The organism is Streptomyces sp. CNH189, assembly GCF_000527195.1.
Genome location: NZ_AZUS01000002.1, coordinates 454,245 through 473,950, shown reverse-complemented (window position 1 = coordinate 473,950; position 19,706 = coordinate 454,245). Strand labels below are relative to the sequence as shown.

The window sequence follows — 19,706 nt, the reverse complement described above, 5'->3', positions numbered from 1 at the left end:
TCCTTCCGGGGTGCGAAGAGCACGGCCCCTCCGTTCGACGCCGCCCGGTGTGCCGGGCGCCGCCCGGAGGGGCCGCACGGGAGTTACTTGGTGAGGTGCTGGGGGCCGAAGGCCTGGGGCAGCATCTCCGACAGGGGCAGGATGCCCGCGGGCGTCTCCAGCAGCAGTCCGGGTCCGCCGAACTCGTACAGCAGCTGCCGGCAGCGGCCGCACGGGACGAGGACCTCGCCGCCGCCGTCCACGCACGTGAAGTGCGTGAGCCGGCCGCCCCCGGTGCGCTGCAGCTCCGAGACCAGCCCGCACTCGGCGCACAGTCCGATGCCGTACGAGGCGTTCTCGACGTTGCAGCCGGAGACCGTGCGTCCGTCGTCGACCAGGGCCGCCACGCCGACCGGGTAGCCCGAGTAGGGGGCGTAGGCGTGGGACATGGCGTCCCGTGCCACGGCTCGCAACGCGTCCCAGTCGACGTCCGCCCCGGTCACTTGCCCTGTCCCTTCCGGTACGGCATGCCGTCCGCCTTCGGCATGCGCAGCCGCTGGGCGGAGAGGGCGAGGACGACCAGGGTGATGACGTACGGCGTGGCGGCGACGACCTGGCTCGGGACCTCGTTGGTGCCGGCGTACCAGGCGAAGACGAGGGCGCCGACGATCAGGGTGATCACCGCGCTGACGTACTTCTTGCGGACGGCCAGCCAGATGGCGCCGATCACCAGGAGCAGCGCGCCGAGCAGCAGCAGGGCGTGCACGTTGGTGGAGCCGCCGCGCAGGTTGAGGCTGTCGGTGTAGCCGAACAGGCCGGCGCCGATGGCGAGACCGCCCGGCATCCAGTTGCCGAAGATCATCGCGGCGAGGCCGATGTAGCCGCGTCCGCTGGTCTGGCCCTCCAGGTAGAAGGGGTTGGCCACGATGGACAGGAAGACACCGCCGAGGCCGGCCAGTCCACCGGAGATGATCACGGCGAGGTACTTGTACTTGTAGACGTTGACGCCGAGGGACTCGGCGGCCACCGGGTTCTCGCCGCAGGAGCGCAGCCGCAGGCCGAACGCGGTGCGCCAGAGGATCCACCAGGTGGCGGGGATGAGCGCGACGGCGATCAGGGTCAGCCAGGAGACGTTGGTGACCAGGCCACCCAGCAGGCCGGCGATGTCGGAGAGGAAGAACCAGCCCTTGGCGTTGAGGTCGGTCAGCCAGTCGGACAGTCCCGGCACGGTGAAGTGGCCGAGGGACTCGACCGCCGGGGACTGCTTGGCGGAGCCGCCCTGGTGGCCCTCGAAGGCGAGCGGGGCCAGGTAGCGGGTGGCGCCGAGGGCGAGGATGTTGATCGCCACACCGGAGACGATGTGGTTGACGTTGAAGGTGACGGTCACGATGGCGTGCAGCAGGCCGCCGAGGCAGCCGCCGATGATGCCGACGAGGACGCCGGTCCACGGACCCCACTGGAATCCGGCCCAGGCGCCGAACCAGGTGCCCAGGATCAGCATGCCTTCGAGGCCGATGTTCACCACGCCCGCGCGTTCGGCCCACAGGCCGCCGAGGCCGGCGAGGCCGATGGGCACGGCGAGCTGGAGCGCGGTGGACATCTGGCTGACGTTGGTGATGCCGTCGGCGCCGGTGATCAGGCGCACGATCGAGGTCAGGGCCAGGGCTCCGGCGATGACCAGCATCAGGACGGGCAGCGACATGCGGCGGCCGGTCTGCGGTGCGTGCTCCAGCGACGGCTGGTTGACGTCGGTCGCTGTGGTCGGAGCGGTCATCGGCCGGCCACCTCCTTCGTGGTGTTGTTGTCGGCGCCCAGGACGTGTCCCGCGGCGAGTTCGGCGCCGACCCGGCGCTGCTGGCGGCGCAGGCCCCATTCACGGACGGCCTCGTAGGAGACGACCACCGACAGGACGATCAGGCCCTGCATGATGACCGCGATCTCCTTGTCGTAGCCGTGGAAGTCCAGCTCGGGCGAGGCCTTGTCGAGCCAGGCCCACAGCAGGGCGGCGAAGACGATGCCGACCGGGCTGTTGCGGCCGAGCAGGGCGATGCCGATGCCGAGGAAGCCGATGCCGGTGGGGAAGTTGAGGTTGTAGGTGTGCGAGTCGCCGAGCAGGATCGGCAGGCCCGCGAGGCCGGCGATGGCGCCGGAGAGCAGCATGGCGGTGAGGACCATGCGCTTGGGGTCGACGCCGCTGGCGGCCGCGGCGGAGGTGGAGGAGCCGGAGGCGCGCAGGTCGAAGCCGAAGCGGGTGCGGTTGAGGACGACCCAGTAGCCGATGCCGAGGAGGACGGCCAGGATCACCAGGCCGTAGATCTCGCCGGAGTCGCCGAGGTCGATGCCCGGGATCCAGCCGGACTCGTGCATCTCGCCGGTGGTGCTGTTGTTGCCGATCTTGACGCCGAAGACGTCCGGCTTCCACATGTAGACGATCAGCGAGGTGGCGATCGCGTTGAGCATGATCGTGGCGACGACCTCGCTGACGCCGCGGGTGACCTTGAGGACACCGGCGATGCCGGCCCAGAAGGCGCCGGTGCACACGGCGGTCAGCAGCAGCAGCGGGACCTGGAGGAACGCCGGCAGGTTGGCGTGCGCGCCGACGATGGCGGCCATCATCGCGCCGAGCTGGTACTGGCCGTCGACGCCGATGTTGAACAGGTTCATGCGGAAGCCGATGGCCACCGCGAGGGCCGCGATGTAGTACATCGAGGCCTGGTTGATGATCAGGACCTGGACGTCCGAGAACCCGGCCTGTTCGAACATGAGGGCGAACGGCTCGACGGGGTTCTTGCCGGAGGCGATCAGCACGATCGCGCTCAGCACGAAGGCCACGGCGAGCGCGATGACCGGTCCGGCCACCGCGAGGAGCACGCGCTCCTTGTCGAACTTCTTCATCAGCGGGCCTCGTCTTCCGGAGACTCGGGCGACTTGGACAGGTCGGCCTGGGTCTCGGGGGTCTCTTCGTGTTCGAGGTGGCCCTCGGCGGCGCCCGTCATGGCGGTACCGAGTTCCTCCGGGGTGATGGTGGCCGGGTCGGCGTCGGCGACCAGCTTGCCGTCGTAGATCACGCGGAGGGTGTCGGACAGGCCGATCAGCTCGTCGAGGTCGGCGGAGATCAGCAGCACGGCCAGGCCCTCGCGGCGGGCCTCGCGGATGTGGTCCCAGATGGCGGCCTGCGCGCCGACGTCCACACCGCGGGTGGGGTGCGCGGCGATCAGGAAGCGGGGCTTGTGGCTCATCTCGCGGCCGACGATCAGCTTCTGCTGGTTGCCGCCGGACAGGGAGGCCGCGGTGACGTCGATGCCGGGCGTGCGGACGTCGTACTCCGTCACGATCCGGCGGGTGTCCTCCTGGGCCGCCTTCGGGTCCAGCCACACGCCCTTGGCGTTGGGCTTCTCGGTGACGTGGCCGAGGATGCGGTTCTCCCAGAGGGGGGCCTCCAGGAGCAGGCCGTGGCGGTGGCGGTCCTCGGGGATGTAGCCGATGCCCTGCTCGCGGCGCTTGCGGGTGGGCCAGGCGGTGATCTCCTCGTCGGCCAGCCGGATGACGCCGGAGTCGCCCTGACGCAGACCGATCAGGGCGTCGACCAGTTCGGTCTGGCCGTTGCCCTCCACTCCGGCGATGCCCAGGACCTCGCCCTCGTGGATGGTGAAGGTGATGTCGTCCAGCAGCGGCTTGCCGCCGGGGGCGACCATGCGCAGCTTGTCGACGACGATCACGGGCCGGTCGGTGACCGTGGACTCGGCCGTCTCCGGCGTCGGCAGTTCGCTGCCGACCATCAGCTCGGCGAGCTGGCGCGGCGTGGTCTCGGAGGGGACGGCGGTGCCGACCGTGGTGCCGCGGCGGATGACGGTGATGTCGTCGGCGACGGAGAGGACCTCGCCCAGCTTGTGGGAGATGAAGATGACCGACAGGCCCTCGGCCTTGAGCTCGCGCAGGTTGTCGAAGAGCGCGTCGACCTCCTGCGGGACGAGGACCGCGGTGGGCTCGTCGAGGATCAGGGTGGTGGCGCCGCGGTAGAGGACCTTGAGGATCTCCACGCGCTGGCGGGCGGCGACGCCGAGCTCCTCGACCAGGACGTCGGGGCGGACCTCCAGGCCGTAGCGCTCGCCGAGCTCCTTGATGCGGCGGCGGGCCTTGCCGCCGATGCCGTGGAGCTTCTCGCTGCCGAGGACGACGTTCTCGAGGACGGTGAGGTTGTCGGCCAGCATGAAGTGCTGGTGCACCATGCCGATGCCGCGGGCGATGGCGTCGGCGGGCGAGGAGAAGCTGACCTGTTCGCCGTGGATCGTGATGGTGCCCTCGTCCGGCTTCTGCATGCCGTAGAGGATCTTCATCAGGGTCGACTTGCCGGCGCCGTTCTCGCCGACGAGGGCGTGGACGGTGCCCTTGCGGACGGTCAGGTGGATGTCGTGGTTGGCGACGACACCGGGGAAGCGCTTGGTGATCCCGGCGAGCTCCACGGCGGTCACCGTTTTGTTGACCGCCGCTCCGGCCGGAGGGCTGCTGGACGCGTTGATGACGCACTCTCCTGGGGACGGGGGCCGTCTACGCGCGTAGCGCCCCTACGGCATACAAAGGGGTGGCACACCTGACCGACGGGGTGCGAGGAGCCCGGCTCCTCGCACCCCGTCGAGCGGTCGCGACCCCGCGTGGTTCAGGGTGTGACTCAGCTCGACTTGACCTTGATCTCGCCGCTGATGATCTTCTCCTTGGCCGTCTCGATGGCTTTCTGGAGCTCGGCGTCGTCCGCGAACTTCGGGTTTGAGTTCGACAGGCTCACCTCACCCGTCTTGAGATCGCCCTTGACGATACCGGTCGCGGGCTTGCCGTCCTCGACCGACTTCGCCAGGTTGTACACCGCCTTGGCGACGTCCTTCATCGCCGAGGTGAGGATCGAGTCCTTGTACTTGGCGAGGGCTTCCTGCTTGTACTGGTCGGAGTCGACACCGATCGCCCACACCTTGTTGGCGGCGGCGGCCTCGATGACACCCTGACCGGACAGACCGGCGGCCGCGTAGACGACGTCGGCCTTCTTCTCGATCTGGCCCTCCGCGGCGCTCTTGCCCTTGTCGGGGCTGGAGAAGCCGCCCTCCTCCGCGGTCTGCGTGAGGAACTGGGAGATGACCTTGACCTTGGGGTCGGTGTCCTTGACGCCCTGCTCGTAGCCGGCGCGGAACTTGTGGATCAGCGGGATGTCCACACCGCCCACGAAGCCGACGACGTCGGTCTTGGTGGTCTTGGCGGCGGCGACACCGGCCAGGTAGGAGGCCTGCTCCTCGGAGAACACCAGGTCGGCGACGTTCTTCGACTCGACGGTGGCGTCGTCGACGATGCCGAAGGTGGTGTCGGGGAACTTCTCCGCGGCGGCCTTCACGGCGGACGCGTAGGCGTAGCCGACGCCGACGATCGGGTTGTAGCCCTGCTTCGCCAGGGAGACCAGGCGCTGCTCCTTGTCGGCGTCCGTCTCACCGTCGGTGGGCTCGACGTCGGCCGTCTCGTAGCCGAACTCCGACTTGGCCTTCTCCAGGCCGGCGAAGGCGGCGTCGTTGAAGGACTGGTCGCCCTTGCCGCCGACGTCGTACGCGATGGCGAGGCCCTTGTCACCCTTCGACTCCGAGGAGCCCGAGGAGGTCGAGGTGCCGCCGCAGGCGGAGAGGGCGAGGGCCAGGGAGGCGGTCGCTGCGCCTGCGACCGTGATCCGGGAAATCCGGCGCATGTGGGGTGCTCCTAGTCTTACAAGCGCCGGGAACGGTACGGGGTACGGCGCTGGCTTCGCCGCAGATTAACGCGCGTAGACCTGCCTGAAAACCCCTTCTGTCCACCTTGTTATGCGCCCGTGAGCAACCCGGTTCCGCTTACCGGGACGGCGCGTCGCTGTGCGCAGACGCGGGGTGGCTTTGGGTGAGCGGCGGGCCCCTTCAGGTGTGTCCCGGGACACCCTGCGGGCGGTACGACGGAGCGGGCGGGCACCCGGGGCGCCCGCCCGCTCCGTACGGGAGGTCCGTGCCGGGCGGGACCCGGCACGGGGGATCACTCGGTGTTGACCTTGATGGTGCCGTCGGTGATGCCCTTCTTGGCCTCGTCCACGGCCTCCTTCAGGCCCGGGATCTCGGCCATCTTGGGGTTGCTGTCGGACAGGCCGACGCCGTTCACCTTGAGGTCGAAGACCTGGGTGCCGGTGAGCGGCTTGCCGTCGTGCACGGACTTGGTCAGCGTGTAGACCGCGCCGCCGACGTCCTTCAGGGCGGAGGTGAGGATGAAGTCCTTGTAGCCGGCGAGGGCTTCCTGGTTGTACTGGTCGGAGTCGACACCGATCGCCCAGACCTTCGCCCTGGCCGCGGCCTCGATGACGCCCTGCCCGGACAGGCCCGCGGCCTGGTAGATGACGTCGGCGCCCTTCTCGATCTGACCCTCGGCGGCGGCCTTGCCCTTGTCGGGGCTGGAGAAGCCGCCCTCCTCCGCGGTCTGCGTCAGGTACTGCGAGACGACCTTGACCTTGGCGTTGGTCGCCTTCACGCCCTGCTCGTAACCGGCCTGGAACTTGTGGATCAGAGGGATGTCCACACCGCCCACGAAGCCCACGGTGTTGCTCTTGGTGGCCTTGGCGGCGGCCACACCGGCGAGGTAGGAGGCCTGCTCCTCGGCGAAGACCAGGGAGGCGACGTTGTCGCCCTCGACGACGGAGTCGACGATGCCGAAGGTGGTGTCGGGGTACTTGGCGGCGACGGCCTCCATGGCGGGGCCGTAGGCGAAACCGACGCCGATGACCGGGTTGTAGCCCTGGCGGGCCAGCGAGGCCAGGCGCTGCTCCTTGTCCGCGTCGGTCTCGCCCTCGGTGGGCTCGACGTCGGCGGTCTTGAAGCCGAATTCCTTCTTGGCCTTCTCCAGGCCCGCGAAGGCGGCGTCGTTGAAGGACTGGTCGCCCTTGCCGCCGATGTCGTAGGCGATGGCGAGACCGAGGTCGTCCTTGGAGGAGCCCCCGCTGTCACCGTTGTCACTGCTGGTTCCACCGCAGGCGGTGGCGGCGAGCGCGAGCGAAGCGACCCCCACCGCTACGCGGGTCAGTTTGGATATCCGACGCATCTGAAGTTCCCCATTCTCCAAAGCCCCGCAGTGGGTGCTCGGTTCGGCGCACATTAACGCGCGTAGACACTCCTGGGAACGGGATCGTGCGGGGCCGTTACCCATTCGTGCCGATGGCCGGTTACGCCCTTGTGAACCAGGGGGTCGCAGGGGAGCGAAACGGGCATGCGCGTGTGCACGGGGCCCACGCTGCACCCCGCCGGACCGCGCCGCAACCGGGGTGCGCGGGGCAGGTGACACAGGTGAGGGCGGCCGCGTCCACCGGGGACTCGGCCGCCCTCACCACGCGTACGCCTTTACCGCAGGGCGTCCAGGAAGGCCGCGGCGGTGAAGAGCTCCACGCCCACCGTGATCGCGTGCTCGTCCACGTCGAAGTCGCCCTGGTGCAGGTCGCGCACGGTGCGCTCGCCGGGGGTGCGGACGCCGAGGCGGGCCATGGCGCCGGGGACGCGCTCCAGGTACCAGGAGAAGTCCTCGCCGCCCAGGCTCTGTTCGGTGCCCTCGACGGACTCCACCCCGCGCCGCGCGATCATCGCGTCGCGCAGCAGCTCGGTGGCCCCGGACTCGTTGACGACGGGCGGGACGCCGCGCACGTAGGTGATCTCCGACTTGGCGCGGTGCAGGTTGGCCACCTCGTCGATGGCCGCGACCACCAGGTCGGGCGCCTGCCGCCAGGTCTCCAGGTCCAGGCAGCGCACGGTGCCGGAGAGTTCGGCGTGCTGCGGGATGACGTTGGGCGCGTGGCCGGACTCGACCCGGCCCCAGGTGACGGCGAGCCCGCTGCGGCTGTCGACCCGGCGGTTGACCAGCGCGGGCACGTCGGTGACGACCCGGGCGGCGGCGGTGACCAGGTCGGTGGTCAGGTGCGGGCGGGCGGTGTGCCCGCCGGGGCCGTCGAGGGCGATCTCCAGCCGGTCGCACGCGGAGGTGATGGGCCCCTGGCGCAGCCCGATCTTCCCCGCGTCGACCCGTGGGTCGCAGTGCACGGCGAGGATCCGGCCGACGCCCTCCAGCGCGCCGTCGGCGATGACGTCGGCGGCGCCGCCGGGCAGCACCTCCTCGGCGGGCTGGAAGATCAGCCGGACCGGGCGGGGCAGCAGGCCCTGGCGGTGCAGTTCGGCCAGCACCAGGCCGGTGCCGAGGACCACGGTGGTGTGCACGTCGTGACCGCAGGCGTGGGCGCGGTCGGGCACGGTGGACCGGTAGGCGCAGCCGGTCTTCATGTCGGGGATGGGCAGGGCGTCGATGTCGGCGCGCAGGGCGAGCGCCGCCGAGTCGGTGCCGGCCTCGTCGTCGGTACCGATGTCACAGACCAGGCCGGTCCCGCCGGAGAGCACCCGGGGGCGCAGTCCCGCTCGCTGGAGGCGTTCCTTGATCGCGGCGGTGGTACGGAACTCCTGGTTGCCCAGCTCCGGGTGCATGTGGAGGTCTCGCCGGAACGCCACGAGTTCGGCGCGCAGGGCCTCGGGCAGCGCGCCGGGGAGCACCGCTCCCCCGGGGAGATCGATCTCGGACTCCAGTGACATCAGTGGCTTCACCCTTTGAAGAGTAGGGCGCCGGAGCCGTCCACTGACCCCTGATCAAGAAAAATCAGCCCGTTGGAGGGAGAAAATCCGGCTGCCCTACGCATAGCCGTTCGGCGATATGGGTACACTCACCGCCCTTTTGGGAGGGTAGGAGCTCTCGGCCTGCCGGGCCATGAGGTCGGTCACAGCCGCGGCGCCGGCGTCGGCACCTTTCGTTCTTCCACGGTTACCACGCTCGGCCCAACCCACGCCGAGCGGTTCATCTGGCGGACACCGGGGCGCCGTCCGGGTGTGTCCGCGCGGTTCAGCTCGTGCGGAGGCGGGCCGCCGTCGGGCCGGCGGGGCGGGGCGCCGGGACGGAGCGCAGCCGGTGGACGTCCTTCGCGGTGCTCGTGACGTCGGCGAGGAAGCCGCGGGCGCGCGGGGAGGCGTGCGCGGTGAGCCAGGCGGGGTCGATGTCGCACACCGCCACCTGCACGCCGGTCCCGGCCAGCGCGAGGGGCAGGGTGTGGACGACGGTGGAGGGGAAGCTGACGACCGTGCGGCCCACGGGACCTCGCCGGGCGACCAGTTCCAGGGGCAGCTCGGGGCGGACGATCTCCAGGCCGGTCTCCACCGCCAGCCGGTGGAGCTTCGCGGTGGTCTCGCGGCGGTGCGCGAAGTAGCGCCGGGCGCCGTGCGTCCGGGCCAGGGAGCGGACGGCGGCCACGTAGGCGTCGGCGTCCACCACGCCGGTCTCCACCAGGGAGGTGCCCACCAGGTCGGCGCCCCGGGTGACGCGTGGCGGTCCGAAGCGGTCCCGGGTCCAGCCGAAGGTGTGGGTGCGCACGGTGACGCCGGGCGGGACGTCCGCCATCGGCATGGAGGTGAAGACCTCCACCGTGCGCCCCGAGCCCGGGGTGAGCCGGCGCCGGGCGGCGGCGGACACGGGGGCGAGGAGCAGGTCGCGGGGGCCGGGGCGGCCCCCCTTGCGGTGCCAGCGCACCAGGCGCTCGCCCCGGGCCAGCTGGCCGGCGAACTCCATGGTGGCCGTGCCGTCGTCGACGACCACCGTCTCGGGGGCGCGGGTGATGGTCAGCAGCAGCTGCACGTACCGGGAGAACGGGTCGCCGAGGACGACCCGCTCCGCCCGGCGCAGCGGCACGGCCAGTCCGCCGATGGTGCGCAGCGGGGCGCCCGCTCCCCCGCGCGCCTCCTCCCAGCGGATCTCGTGGCCCTCCTCGCGGGCCAGCTCCGCCATCCGGCGCAGCTGGCCGCGGGTCATCGGGTCGACCGGGGACAGCACCACGAGGTCGAGTCCCGCGCCGGGCGCGTGCGCGTGCGCCCACTCCAGCACGTTGAGCAGCTGCACCGGGCTCTCCACGAAGGCGAGGGTGCGGGGGCCGGTGCGGCCGGCACGGGGGCTCATCGACGTACGACCGTCCCGTCGTAGGGGTGGGTGGGGGCGGGTCAGACGGACACGGGCTCGCCGGCGGCCGTGGCGATCTCCGCCTCGGCGACGGCACCGGCCACGCGGCGCAGCTTCTTCATCGGGCCGAGCTCGGAGTCGTAGACCTTCTTCACGCCGTCGCCGAGGGACGCCTCGATGGTGCGGATGTCGCGCACCAGGCGGGCCAGGCCCTGCGGTTCGACGGAGGCGGCCTGGTCGGAGCCCCACATGGCGCGGTCGAGGGTGATGTGCCGCTCGACGAAGACGGCGCCGAGGGCGACGGCCGCGAGGGTGGTCTGCAGGCCCGTCTCGTGGCCGGAGTAGCCGATCGGGACGTTCGGGTACTCCTGCTGGAGGGTGTTGATGACGCGGAGGTTGAGCTCCTCGGCCTGCGCCGGGTACGTCGACGTGGCGTGGCACATGAGGATGTTGTCGCTGCCCAGGACCTCGACCGCGTGGCGGATCTGCTTCGGGGTGGACATGCCGGTGGAGAGGATGACCGTGCGGCCGGTGGCGCGCAGTTCGCGCAGCAGCTCGTCGTCGGTGAGGGAGGCGGAGGCCACCTTGTGGGCGGGGACGTCGAACTTCTCCAGGAAGGCGACGGCCTCGGTGTCCCACGGGGAGGCGAACCAGTCGATGCCCCTCTTCTTGCAGTAGGCGTCGATCTGGCGGTACTCCTCCTCGCCGAACTCCACGCGGTGGCGGTAGTCGATGTACGTCATCCGGCCCCAGGGGGTGTCCCGTTCGATGTCCCACTGGTCGCGCGGGGTGCAGATCTCCGGGGTGCGCTTCTGGAACTTGACGGCGTCGCAGCCGGCGTCGGCGGCGGCGTCGATCAGCTTGAACGCGTTCTCGATGTCGCCGTTGTGGTTGATGCCGATCTCGCCGGTGACGTAGACGGGACGGCCGGGTCCGGCTTCGCGGGAACCGAGGACGCGGATACGGGAGTTGACGCTCATGACCTGGGGTTTCCTTACTGGGGGAGGGAATCGAGGGAGGGGCCGAGGAGCCAGCCGGCGATCTCCCGGACAGCGCCGTCACCACCGGGGAGGGTGGTGACCGCGCGGGCGGCGCCGCGTACGGCGTCGTGGGCGCTCGCGACCGCCACGGGCCAGCCGACGAGGGCGAAGCACGGGAGGTCGTTGACGTCGTTGCCGACGTAGAGCACGCGCTCGGGCGCGATGCCCTGTTCCTCGCACCACTGCTTGAGGGCGAGGTCCTTGCGGTCGATGCCGTGCAGCACGGGGAGCTTCAGCTTCCGTGCGCGGGCGGCGACGACCGGGTTCTGCTCGGTGGACAGGATCAGCAGCTTCAGGCCGCTGCGGCGCAGGGCGGCGATGCCGAGGCCGTCGCCGCGGTGCACGGAGACGAACTCCCGTCCGTCCGCGTCGATCAGCACCCGGTCGTCGGTCTGGGTGCCGTCGAAGTCGAGGACGACCGCGTCGATGTCGCCGGCGGCCGGCAGGCCGGTCCGGCCCGTGTCGAGGAGGGGCGCGAGGGCGCGGGCCCGGGCGAGGTCGTGCGGGTCGTCGATCTCCAGGACGCGTGCCGGGTCGGTGCGGACCAGTTCGGTGCGGCCGAAGAAGCGGTGGTTGTGCGTGCGGAAACCCGCGGCGTCCATGGCGTAGGCGGCGCCGGTCTCCAGGAAGTCCTGGGGGCGGTCCTGGCGGCGGGGGCGGACGGCCTTGTCGTGGTTGACGCCGTGACCGTGGCCTTCCCCGGCCGTCCCGGCACCGGTGTCGCGCCAGACGAAGCCGTGGAACGGGGCGACCGTCACCGCCGTGTCGGCGCCGCCGTGCGCGACCGCGGCGGCCACCCCGTCGACGTCCTCGCGGGTGAGGAAGGGGCTGGTGCACTGCACGAGCAGGACGACGTCGGTCCGGGCGCCGTGCAGGGCCTCGTGGGCGTCCAGGGCGTGCAGCACGGCCGCCTCGGAGGTGGCGGTGTCCCCGGCGAGGTCGGCGGGCCGCAGCACCACCTCGGCGCCCGCCTGCCGCGCGGCCTGCGCGACGGCCGGGTCGTCGGTGGAGACGACCACGTCCGTGACGTGGCACGCGGCGCGGCACTCGCGCACGGCGCGGGCCACCAGGGGCACGCCGCCGACGGGGGCGAGGTTCTTCGCGGGCACTCCCTTGGAGCCGCCGCGGGCGGGTATCACGGCGAGCACCCGGCGTACGGCCGGAGAGTCGGACATGGGGTCAGCTCCTCGATGAAGGGCGGGCGCGGTCACAGCTCGCCCATGCGGCGGATCACGGGGGCCACGCGCTGCACGCCGTGGCGGTAGGCACCGCGTGCCGTGCGGCGCACGATCCGGCGGACCGGACCGGGCTCCCGGCCGGCGGCGGGCGCGCCGGGCAGCGGCGTCCCGTCGGGCGCCAGGTGGTGGCGGGCGAGGACGCCGGGCAGATAGCCGGGCGCGGTGACGGGTGTGTAGTACGGGGCGAGCGGCGGAAGTCCGCCGGGCGCGTCGAGCAGGCCGGCGATGCGGGTGCGGGCGGCGTCGAAGGCGGTCGCGTACGAACCGTCGGCCGCGACGCCCTGCCGGGTCAGCCAGCGCGGGTCGGGCACCGGGCGGTGTCCGGCGTCGAGCTGGTCCCACGAGGCGAGGCAGCCGGAGCCCGTGAAGTGGTGGTTGCCCAGCGCCTCGCGGACACCGAGGTCGGTGAGGACGGCGGTCGGGACGCGCCGGTGCAGCGCCTCCAGGGCGGCCGTCGAGCTCACGGTGACGAGAAGGTCGGTGCGGTCCAGGACCTCGCCCATGTGCCCGTACACCAGGCGGAGGTTGGCGGGCAGGTCGAGGCCGCGGGCCAGCTTCTGGTAGGGCAGCTCCTCGATGTGCGTGGTGTGTTCGCCGGGGCGGGAGCGCAGCTTCAGCAGCACCTCGCGCTCCGGGTGCCGACGGGCGTGCTGGACCAGGCGGTTCAGCAGGTACGTACGGTCCGTGCGGGTCTGCGGCACGGAGGGCTGGGCGGCGAAGACGACCGTGCGAGGCTCGTGCTCGCCGGTGTGGGGCTCGCCCCCGAGGAACGGCAGCGCGACCTCCGTGACCGCGCCCGCGTCGGCGCCCACCCCCTCGTACACGGCGCGGAAACGCTCCGCGTCCTGGCGGGAGTTGGCCAGCACCAGGTCGGCGCCGTGCCGCAGCAGCAGGCCGTCGGTGAGCTTCTCGTAGACGACGCCGACGTAACCGGTGACCACCACGGGCCGGTGGGGCCGGTCCTCCCACACGCGTCCCAGCCCGTGCAGCATCGCCTGCACCCCGCCGCCGACCAGCGCGAGCACGAGCACGTCGTACGGCTCCTCGCGCATCGCACGCAGGAAACCGGCCGCGGTGACCTCCCGCAGGGAGTCCGCGTGGACGCCGACCTCGCCGAGCTGGCGGGGGGTGGGGGTCGCGCGGCCCCGCAGCAGATATCCGTCCAGGCGGATGTCGCGCGGCGCGACGCGTTTCGCGGTGAGCGTGCCCCATTTCCACCGGGTGTCGGAATCCGCGAGGACCGCCACCCTGAGGGGCTTCTTTGCACTTGCTGGCACACCGAAGACGTTAGGAAGCGAATTCCGCCAACGGCCCAACCGTGCCTCAACGAAAAGTTAACAGCACCCCACGGTGAACCGAACCGGCCCGCGGGAACTCCCGAGGCAGGCGCGATCCACCGGACCGACACACGGAGTTCACGCTCCGTACGGCCGGCGGAAAGAAGGCCCGCCGGGCGGTCTCCTAATGTTTTACGGGTGCCGAAGCTTTCCGTGATCGTCCCCTTTCACAATGTCCAGCAATACGCGCCGGACGCGCTCAGAAGTCTGCGCGAGAATGCCCGGAGCGATTTCGAGTTCGTCCTGGTCGACGACGGCTCGCGGGACGACACCCCGGTGATCGTCGAACGGGCGGCCGGGGAGCTGGCCCGTGTGGCGCGGGTGCGTCACATCCGCCGTGACCGCAACGGCGGGATCGCCTCCGCCCGCAACACCGGCCTGAACGCGGCGCGGGGCCAGTACCTGGCCTTCCTGGACGGCGACGACTGGTTCGCCCCGGGGTATCTGCCCCGACTGGTCGCGGCGGCCGAGGAGTCGGGGTGCGACTTCCTGCGCACCGACCACGTACGGGTCACCGGCCGCGCCCGGACCGTGCACCGGGTGCCCGTGGGGCTGCGGGACGAGGTGCTGGACCCGCGCGAGGCGATCCTGCCCGCCGACCGGACGACCGCGGTGGACTACCCGCAGGCGTGGGCGGGCGTGTACCACCGGCGGCTGCTGGAGCGGGGGCTGCTGCACTTCCCTGAGGGGCTGCGCACCGCCGAGGACCGACCGTGGATCTGGCGGCTGCACCGGGAGGCGGAGTCGTTCGCCGTGGTGGGGCTGCTCGGGGTGTTCTACCGCAAGGGCGTCGCCTCCTCCCTCACCCGGATCGGGGACGAACGGCAACTGGACTTCGTGCGCGCCTTCGACCGGGTGGTCGCGGAGACGGCGGCGGACCGGGACGCGGCCCGGTTGCTGCCCAAGGCGGTGCGGACGTACTGCGCGGTGATCGCCCACCACCTGGCCGAGCAGGACAAGTTCGAGCCGGCCGTGGCCGCACGGCTGCGGACGACGTGCGCGGCGGCGCTGCGGCGGCTGCCGCGGGACGTGCTGGACGGGGTGCTGGACTCGATGGACCCGCGACGGGCGGCGCGGCTGCGGAGGCTGCGGCGGGCGCCGCTCCGCGTGGGGAAGGAGGCCGCGTGATGGCGGCGAGGACGCAGATCTTCTGTGCCTCCGGTCCGTCGGCGGTGGTCACCATGGTGGCCGCGGTCGAGGCCGGACGGCTCCCGGACGCGGAACGCCGGGTGCTGCTGGTGTGCGACGACTCCCCGGTGCCGGAGGCGGCACCGGCGTGGGACGAGATCCCCGGCTTCGGCCGGCTGCGCGCCCGCTTCGACGCGGTGGAGTCCTGGAACGCGACCGTCCGGCCGTTCCACCCGGCGGCCTGGACACCTCGCGCGGAGGACGTGCCGCTCCTGGAACGGCACGTCCGGCGGCTGTGGGGGCTCGGCGACGACCGGGTGGAGCTGGTGCTCGGTCCCCCGGACGTCCCGCCCGCCCTGGCGGTGGCGCGGGTGTTCACCGGGGCGCCGCTGCACGTCTGCGCGGGCGGCCCCGCGGACTACGGGCCCACCCGGGGCAAGCTCGACCCGCTGATCGGCACGCGCGTACGGCAGGTGCTGCACCTGGACCTGGTGCCGGGGCTGGCGCCCCTGCTGCTGGGCGAGTTCGGGGTGCCGGCGCGTGTGGTGCCGGCGGACGCCTACCGGGTGGTGGCCGATGAGGTGGCCTCGGCGGTGGCGGGGGTGCCGGAGGGGGCGGCGCTGGTCGTCGGGGAGAGCATGGCCGCGCTCGGGGTCGGCGCGGAGGGCGGGGAGGACGGGGAGGACGTCCTGCACGGGGAAATGCTGCGGGCGGCGGCCGGGCGCGGTCACCGCCGGGTGGTGTTCGTGCCGCATCCGGCGGCCGGGGCGGGACCCGGCGGCGCGCCGCGGGCGGAGGCGGAGCGGCTGGGGGTGGACCTCATCGTCCTGGACTCCCCCGTCCCCGCCGAGCTGCTGCTTCAGGCGTCCCGCCCGGCCCTGGTCGTGGGCTGCTCGTCGGCCGCGCTGTTCACTGCGTCGGCGCTGTACGGCCTTCCGGTGGCCCGGGTCGGCACGGACCGCCTGTCGGCCCGGCTCACGCCGTACGACCACCCGCACCGCGTGGCGCTGGTGCTGGCGGAGGCGGTACTGCCGGGGGCGGGGCCCGAGGACCGCACGACGGTGCCCGGGGCCGGCGCGGGGGACACGTCGGCCGGCGGGAAGGCGCCGACGGGCGTGGAGCGGAACGCTGGGGGCGCGCCGTCCGCCACGGAAAGGGTGGGCGGCGACGGGCACGTACCGGTGAGTGACGAGTTGGGTGATCTGCTGGCCGCGCTCTCCTTCACCATGCGGCCGCGGGTGCACCCCGCGCTGAGGGGCGTCGCCGAGCGGTATCTCGGGGCGCGGGCGCGGGACCGGCGGTGGTTCCCCCGCGGACGGCTCACGGCGCTGGGACTGCCCGGGGGTGTGCCGAAGGGGCTGGCTTTCCTGCCGCGCACCCGGACCGCGCGGCGGGTGGTGCGCAGAGTGCGGGCGGTGCGGAAGGCCGTACGGGGCTGACGCGCACTGCGCGGCGGAGTCCGTGAAGGGCTCGCCGCCCGGCCGGCGGGCGAGGACCACAGGGTGGCCCGTTGGCAGGGGACTGTTCACCGGGTGTCCATCCGGGCGCCACCGGCGGACCGCCATGCTGGGGCACATTCGGCCTCCGGGGCCGCGTGCGCCCGCCGCGTCCCGGCCGTCGGACCGGCCCGACGGCCCCGCCGTGCCGGACAGCAGAGGCGCCGCGCCCCCTACCCGCGAGAAAGAGGTCCACGTGCCCAAGCTGTCCGTCGTCGTCGCCCTGCACAACGTGGAGGCGTTCGCGGAGACCACGCTGCGCAGTCTCGCCCGCAACGCGGGCCCGGACGTCGAGTTCCTGCTCGTCGACGACTGCTCCACGGACGCGACCGCCGAGATGGTCGACCGGTGGGCGGAGCGGCTCCCGGGCGCGCGGGTGATCCGGCACGACACCAACCGGGGGATAGCGCAGGCCCGCAACTCCGGCATCGACGCGGCCGGCGGCGAGTACGTCACGTTCCTCGACGGGGACGACTGGTACGGGCCGGACCATCTCGCCGGGCTGACGCGGGCCATGGACGAGCTGGGCTGCGACTTCGCCCGCACCGACCATGTGCAGGCCACCGGCACCGAGCGGGTGGTGAAGCGGCCCCCGGCCCGGGTGCGCCACGCGGTGATGGACCCGCGCGACGGGATCGCCCCCGCCGACACCGAGACGATGGTGGACTACCCGTTCGTCTGGGCGGGGGTCTACCGCCGGCACCTGTTCGAGGACGGCGGCCTGCGCTTCGCGACAGAACTGCGCACCGCCGAGGACCGGTTGTGGATCTGGCGGCTGCACCTGCGGGCCCGGACGTACGCCTCGCTGGGTCTGCACGGCGTGTTCTACCGGCGCGGGGTGGCCACCTCCCTCACCCAGGTCAGGGACGAGCGGCAGCTGGACTTCATCCCGGCCTACGACGCCCTGCTGCGGGAGGTCCGTGACGACCCGGAGGCGGACCGCTTCCTGCTCAAGGCGGTCCGCACCTACTGCGCCATGATCGCGTTCCACGTCGGCAAGGCGCACGACTACGAGCCCGCGGCGGCCCGGCGGCTGCGGCAGGAGGCGCGGGCCGCGCTGCACCGCATGCCCGAGCGGGAGCTCGACCGGACCCTCGCCACCATCGACAGCACCCGGGGCAGGCTGCTCGGCCGCCTGCGCGACGGGCGGAAGGCTGCCTGACCCATGCACACCCAGATCTTCCAGGTCTCCACGCTGTACGGAGCGGCCACGCTGGCCGCCGCGCTGGACGCGGGCCTGTTCGGACCGCGCGCGGAGTCCCGGCGCCTGCTGCTGGTCTCGCAGAACGCCGCCGTGCCGGAGACGGCGCTGCGCCTGGACGAGATGCGCGGCCACGACCCGCTCGCCGGGCGGTTCGACGAGGTGGTGAGCTGGAACGAGGCGATCAGCCCGTACCACCCGAGCGCCTGGGGGCCGCGCGGGAACGACACGGTGCTGTGGCAGCGGGCGTTCCGGCTGCTGTGGGGCATCGGGGAGCGGGAGACGGTCGAACTGGCCGTCGAGTCGGTCCAGGCCAACCCGGCGCGCGCGCTGACGGCGATCTTCTCCGAGAGCGCCGTCGACGTGTACGCGGACGGCCTGATGAGCTACGGCCCGACCCGGGAGAGGCTGCCGCTGACCGTCGCGAGCCGGGTACGGCGGCTGCTCCACCTGGACCTGGTCCCCGGCCTGCGGCCGCTGCTGCTGTCCGAGTACGGCGTGGAGCCGGTGATCGTGCCGGACGAGGCATTCCGCGCGGTGCTGGACGAGGTCGCCCGGGACGCGGCGGACGACCCGCTCCTCGCACCCGTGCGGGCGGACGCGCCGACGGCCGTGCTGCTCGGCCAGTACCTCGCGGCGCTCGGCATCCTGACCCCCGCCGAGGAGGAGGACCTGCACGTCCGCATGCTCACCGGGGCGGTGCGCGCCGGGCACCGGTCGGTGCTGTTCAAGCCCCATCCGACGGCTCCGGCCGGCTACTCGGCGGCGCTGGCGAAGGCGGCGGCGGACGCGGGGGTGCGGTTCGCGGTGCTGGACGCGCCGCTGCTCGCGGAGACGCTGTACCACCACGCCCGCCCCGAGCTCGTCGTCGGCTGCTTCTCCACGGCGATGGTCACCGCGTCCGCCTACTACGGCGTGCCCGTGGCGCGGGTGGGGACGGGGCTGGTGCTGGACCGGCTGCGGCCGTACCAGAACAGCAACCGGATCCCGCTGGTGCTGGTCGACCATCTGGTGCCCGACCTGGAGCGGGACGAGGCGCCTGCCGTGCTGGGCGCGGCGCCGGAGACCCTGGCGCCGCTGGTGCGGACGACGGGCTTCTGCATGCAGCCCCGCACGTATCCGGCGCTGCGCGAACCGGCCGAGGAATGGCTGCGCGAACGTCTCGCCGACAGCCCCGCCGCCTACTTCCCCGCCCTGCGCCTGGCCGAGCTGGGCCTGCCCGGCAGCAGCCCCGGCACCCGGGCCCGGGTCCGCGCGGGGCGCGCGAAGCGGAAAGTGGGGCGCGCGGTCCGCCGGGGCGGGAGGCGGTAGGCACGCGGCCGAGGCTCGGGGAGCGACTTCGGCCACCGGCCGGTGGGGGTTGTCGCGCAGTTCCCCGCGCCCCTTGAGGATGCCGGTCCAGCGGCCCTCCGGGAGGCGCGGTCGGTGGCCGCTCGGCCAAGCCTCAGCGAGCGACTTCGGCCACCGGCCGGTGGGGGCTTGGCGCGCAGTTCCCCGTAGCCCACCCAGGGGGCGCGGGGAACTGCGCGAACGGCCCCCACCAGCCGGCACCGGCGCTGAGGCCCCGCTCAGTTCATCCCGTAGCGGGCCTCGATCCCCGCGACGATCAGGGCAAGGCCCTCCTCGAAGTGCTCCTCGAAGTCGCCGAAGAGGGCCGCTCCGGCCTCGGCGGCGAGGGGGTGGTCGGCCATCAGCCGGGCGCGGGCCTCGACGTCGAACCCCTCGCGGCGCTCCCCCGGGCGCGGTTCCACGCCCTGCTCCTCGGCCACGAAGCCGAGCGTGTAGAGGAACGTCGTCTGGAGCGCCCGTGCCGCCTGGGTGAGAGTGAGGCCGGCGGCCGTGAGCAGGCGCAGGTTGGCCTCCTGCTGCTCGGCGTGCTCGAGCCCCGTGAAGCGGGTGCCGCTGAACACCTTGGCACCGTCGCGGTAGGCGAGCAGTGTCCGGCGCAGCGCCCGGTTGCTCCTGAGCAGCCGCTCCTGCCAGCTGTCGTCCGGGTCGAGTTCGATCCCGTCGGTCATGCGGCGGAACATCTCGGTCGCCATCTCGTCGAGCAGCGCCTGCTTGTCCTTGAAGTGCCAGTACAGGGCGGGTGCCTTGACGTCCAGTTCCCTGGCGATGGCGCGCAGCGTCAGGCCGTCGAGACCGGCCTCGTTCAGCAGGGTCAGTGCCGTGTCGGCGACCCGCCGGCGGTCCAGCGGGGCGCGTCGTTCCGTACTCACGCTTGACAACTTAACACCGTTAGGGAGACGCTCGGGCGGCAGGTTACT

Annotated in this window: 16 protein-coding genes; 4 read left to right on the top strand and 12 right to left on the bottom strand. The window is 72.5% G+C overall.

Going from position 1 to position 19,706, the window contains the following annotated elements:
* Positions 1-83: 83 nt before the first annotated feature.
* The 11 genes from B100_RS0105085 to B100_RS0105035 all read right to left on the bottom strand — a co-directional run bounded on the left by B100_RS0105085 (position 84) and on the right by B100_RS0105035 (position 13,554).
* Positions 84-482, bottom strand: a complete 399-nt coding sequence (locus B100_RS0105085; RefSeq protein ID WP_024883361.1) for a cytidine deaminase — start codon at positions 480-482, stop codon at positions 84-86.
* Entirely contained in the window at positions 479-1,753 is a 1,275-nt protein-coding gene (locus tag B100_RS0105080; protein WP_024883360.1) for an ABC transporter permease, read from the bottom strand. Before B100_RS0105080 ends, B100_RS0105085 begins: the two co-directional genes overlap by 4 nt.
* Positions 1,750-2,874, bottom strand: coding sequence for an ABC transporter permease (locus B100_RS0105075; protein ID WP_024883359.1), 1,125 nt, complete (start codon positions 2,872-2,874; stop codon positions 1,750-1,752). Before B100_RS0105075 ends, B100_RS0105080 begins: the two co-directional genes overlap by 4 nt.
* Positions 2,874-4,451, bottom strand: coding sequence for an ABC transporter ATP-binding protein (locus tag B100_RS0105070; protein ID WP_024883358.1), 1,578 nt, complete (start codon positions 4,449-4,451; stop codon positions 2,874-2,876). Before B100_RS0105070 ends, B100_RS0105075 begins: the two co-directional genes overlap by 1 nt.
* A gap of 197 nt (positions 4,452-4,648) precedes the next feature.
* Positions 4,649-5,698, bottom strand: a complete 1,050-nt coding sequence (locus B100_RS0105065) for a BMP family ABC transporter substrate-binding protein (protein WP_024883357.1) — start codon at positions 5,696-5,698, stop codon at positions 4,649-4,651.
* A 314-nt stretch (positions 5,699-6,012) separates the two neighbouring features.
* On the bottom strand, positions 6,013-7,065 hold the full coding sequence (locus B100_RS0105060) for a BMP family ABC transporter substrate-binding protein (protein WP_024883356.1): 1,053 nt from the start codon (positions 7,063-7,065) through the stop codon (positions 6,013-6,015).
* A gap of 296 nt (positions 7,066-7,361) precedes the next feature.
* Positions 7,362-8,591 (bottom strand): M20 family metallopeptidase, encoded by a 1,230-nt coding sequence (locus B100_RS0105055; RefSeq protein WP_024883355.1) that lies wholly within the window; start codon positions 8,589-8,591, stop codon positions 7,362-7,364.
* A gap of 304 nt (positions 8,592-8,895) precedes the next feature.
* A complete protein-coding gene (locus tag B100_RS0105050; protein ID WP_024883354.1) occupies positions 8,896-9,999 on the bottom strand; it encodes a hypothetical protein in 1,104 nt (367 codons plus the stop codon).
* A gap of 41 nt (positions 10,000-10,040) precedes the next feature.
* Positions 10,041-10,979 (bottom strand): N-acetylneuraminate synthase family protein, encoded by a 939-nt coding sequence (locus tag B100_RS0105045; RefSeq protein ID WP_024883353.1) that lies wholly within the window; start codon positions 10,977-10,979, stop codon positions 10,041-10,043.
* A 14-nt stretch (positions 10,980-10,993) separates the two neighbouring features.
* Positions 10,994-12,214, bottom strand: coding sequence for an N-acylneuraminate cytidylyltransferase (locus B100_RS0105040; protein WP_024883352.1), 1,221 nt, complete (start codon positions 12,212-12,214; stop codon positions 10,994-10,996).
* Between the two features lie 32 nt (positions 12,215-12,246).
* Complete coding sequence (locus tag B100_RS0105035; protein WP_024883351.1) at positions 12,247-13,554, bottom strand: DUF6716 putative glycosyltransferase; 1,308 nt, start codon at positions 13,552-13,554, stop codon at positions 12,247-12,249.
* 198 nt (positions 13,555-13,752) lie between these two features.
* Between B100_RS0105035 and B100_RS0105030 the strand changes: the two genes are divergently transcribed.
* The 4 genes from B100_RS0105030 (at position 13,753) to B100_RS0105015 (ending at position 18,750) form a co-directional block, all read left to right on the top strand.
* Positions 13,753-14,742, top strand: a complete 990-nt coding sequence (locus B100_RS0105030) for a glycosyltransferase family 2 protein (protein ID WP_024883350.1) — start codon at positions 13,753-13,755, stop codon at positions 14,740-14,742.
* Entirely contained in the window at positions 14,742-16,181 is a 1,440-nt protein-coding gene (locus B100_RS0105025; protein WP_037722424.1) for a polysialyltransferase family glycosyltransferase, read from the top strand. Before B100_RS0105030 ends, B100_RS0105025 begins: the two co-directional genes overlap by 1 nt.
* A gap of 253 nt (positions 16,182-16,434) precedes the next feature.
* Positions 16,435-17,400: a glycosyltransferase family 2 protein gene (locus B100_RS0105020; protein ID WP_024883348.1), complete on the top strand. Its 966-nt coding sequence runs from the start codon at positions 16,435-16,437 to the stop codon at positions 17,398-17,400.
* A 3-nt stretch (positions 17,401-17,403) separates the two neighbouring features.
* Positions 17,404-18,750: a polysialyltransferase family glycosyltransferase gene (locus B100_RS0105015; protein ID WP_024883347.1), complete on the top strand. Its 1,347-nt coding sequence runs from the start codon at positions 17,404-17,406 to the stop codon at positions 18,748-18,750.
* Between the two features lie 257 nt (positions 18,751-19,007).
* Here the strand turns inward: B100_RS0105015 and B100_RS0105010 are convergent, their stop codons facing one another.
* Positions 19,008-19,658, bottom strand: coding sequence for a TetR/AcrR family transcriptional regulator C-terminal domain-containing protein (locus B100_RS0105010; RefSeq protein WP_024883346.1), 651 nt, complete (start codon positions 19,656-19,658; stop codon positions 19,008-19,010).
* Between the last annotated feature and the right edge of the window lie 48 nt (positions 19,659-19,706).